A 2,552-nucleotide genomic window follows, 5' to 3' on the forward strand; every position below is an offset into this window, starting at 1 on the left:
GGGATTTACCATCACAAATTTGTTTAATATGTCTTTGAAGTATTCAAATGTATTAATCCCATTTAGTCTGCATGAACATGCCAGTGAATATATCAATGCTGCCCTTTTTGCTCCCTGGTGACTTCCGCAAAACAGTGAGTTTCTTCTGCTCAGGCTTATATATCTGTTAATCCTCTCAATGGCATTATTGTCCAATTCATACTCGGGGTTGAGTATATAGTTACATAATGCCGGATATTCATTCAGGGTATAATTGACCGCTTTGCCCAAATTACTTTTGGGTAAAGTCGTTTTTTTAGCCTGTATGGCAAGTAGGTTTTCCTTCAGCTCTTCCAATATGGGTGGTGCATACTCCTTTCTGTACTCCAGTATCTGTTCGGATGTATATTCGGGTGGTATTTCATGCTCCTTTTGGTAAAGCTTGTTGATAATTTCTATAATTCTCTGTGCATCCCTGTTTGCCGGTATATCCAGAAACTTACGTTTGCAATGCTGGAAACACGCCAGCCGGATCACATGGGGATATTCATCCGTTTCCAATATCTTATAATCTGAGAATCCGTCACACTGTATAGCTCCCCGGTAGTGGGGGCTGATATAATCGGTCAGTACTTTCCTTGCCCTTGAACCGTTCTGATAAAAGAAGTGTACCAGTTTCGTATGGCTGGCTAAAGCCGCCCACATGTATGCCTTGCAGGATGATTTTCCGGTTGTAGACTTCGGACCTTTTTCCAGGACGGTATAATACGTTTCATCCATGTGCAGGTACTCATCCTCCAGAATGGCCTCTTTAAGCGTCTCTTCGAGGATATCAAACAATTGTGCGGCTTTCTTTATCAGTCCGTGTGCGGTGGATTTGCTCATTTCAAAACCGCTTTCGGTAAAGAAGCTGACAATCCTTTCTACCGGCATGGAGTAAATGTAGCGCAGCTGGAGGATACCGGCTATGAAGGATGCGTCATAACTGGAGTTCAATAACGGGGTGGCAGGTAGTTTTCCATACACGATGCCTCCCTGATACAAATAATAATGCAGGTGATTGACATGCTTGATATAACGGGGAGGAATATATTCATAGCGGATAGAGTCCACTGTTTTCAGAAAGCGTGCCAGTTCGAGAGGGAAGTCGGGCAGGGACGGATAAATATCGTGTTCCTGGATTTCCAGTTCGAAGTGTTCCTTGCGCCTGGCATTATTGTTTCCACGTTCTTTTGGGGAAGGAGACTCCGTTTTCGGGCTATCCGCTAAAGAAGGGGAGACAGGGGCAATCTTTTCAGATTTGTTGGTTATCAGTTTGCCCAGTGCCCGGCATGTGTTCCGTATTTTTCCCGCAGAGGCGTCTTTTGCCAGCAAAGCCTCTTCCAGTGAACGGACTGATTCGGTAAGGAGTTCGATTTGCAAGGCCATGGCACGGTTTTGCTCCAGCAAGACCTTCTCCCGCTCTGCAGCTTGCGCATTCTGTTCCCGTGAAAAGCGGAGCTGCTCCTCCAATAACCTGATTATCCGTTTCGAATTCATGGTGTAAAGGTACGGATTCTGCAGGTATATTCAAAGGAAAAATGCTACTATTAATTTGTTATCTATTTAGCACACAACGCGTTATACTATAATCTAAAGCGTTTTCTGTAAGATACGGAACGAAGCGGTATCCCCTTCATTATTAAAAAGAATATCTCCCAGTCAAGCTTATACAGGCCTTCACCTGGCTTAAAACGGGGTATTTCGAATGTACCCGTTTCCAGGCGTTTCTGATATAAAATAAATCCATCGGTATCCCAGCGGAGGGCTTTTATCACATTTCTGCCCTTGTTCACAAACAGGTAAACATCCCCACTCAAGAGATTGGCGGAAGTACAAGAACGTATAAGTTCGGAAAGTGCTTCAATACCTTTACCCATAGGAATGTAGCGAGGGTATAGGTAGTAATTCAGGGAGTCATTCAGGCTGAACATGGTAGCGGTCGGTTAGTTTATTATAAGATTCTATGAACTTGGTCAGGGCGAAGGGAGTCGTCTGCTGAATGTTCACGATGATACCGTCGGGAAAAGTAATAGTTGCACCTTTTATACGGTTTTCTACCGGAATATCGTTGGAAGAAGGCGGAGTTTTACGTTCTTTAGAGGAGGTATCAGGAATTGTGTATCTCGTTTCCCGATAAATGGTTGAAAGAACCTGATCGGGGTCCGTATGACAATTTTCCAAGAGGACTTCATAACGCAAAGTGCTTATGTCCAAACCATGACGACGCATCCATTGGCATACACTGGCAATCCGAACGTTATATTTACCACAAAAAGCATGAAAACTTAAATGAGACTCGGAATGGCTACGAAGATGATTCTTGTAGTCTTCGATGATGCAAGGAAATAAAGGGTTAGCGTTCATTTTTTTTAAGGCAAAGATAAAAGAAGAAGGGAGAAGAAAAAAGACGGCATCGCGGAGACGCTTACCGAGACGCTTACAGGGCAAACGTCTGCCCTCACTCTGCTATCACACTTGCTCTCACAGCGGAAAGCACGATGAATAAAAGGATTGAGAGGGAAATATGAGAG

The 2,552-nt window shown here is 43.8% G+C and carries 3 protein-coding genes; all 3 read right to left on the reverse strand.

What is annotated here, in order from left to right; translation table 11 throughout:
• On the reverse strand, positions 1-1,518 hold a 1,518-nt coding region (locus QZ327_RS14300; RefSeq protein ID WP_294620395.1), incomplete at its 3' end, for an IS66 family transposase.
• Between the two features lie 86 nt (positions 1,519-1,604).
• Positions 1,605-1,952, reverse strand: a complete 348-nt coding sequence (tnpB, locus tag QZ327_RS14305) for an IS66 family insertion sequence element accessory protein TnpB (RefSeq protein WP_294620397.1) — start codon at positions 1,950-1,952, stop codon at positions 1,605-1,607.
• Positions 1,936-2,385 carry a hypothetical protein gene (locus QZ327_RS14310; RefSeq protein ID WP_294620399.1) on the reverse strand — a complete coding sequence of 150 codons (450 nt, stop codon included), beginning with the start codon at positions 2,383-2,385 and terminating at the stop codon, positions 1,936-1,938. Before QZ327_RS14310 ends, tnpB begins: the two co-directional genes overlap by 17 nt.
• Between the last annotated feature and the right edge of the window lie 167 nt (positions 2,386-2,552).

Source organism: uncultured Bacteroides sp., assembly GCF_910578895.1.
Taxonomy (GTDB): Bacteria; Bacteroidota; Bacteroidia; order Bacteroidales; family Bacteroidaceae; genus Bacteroides.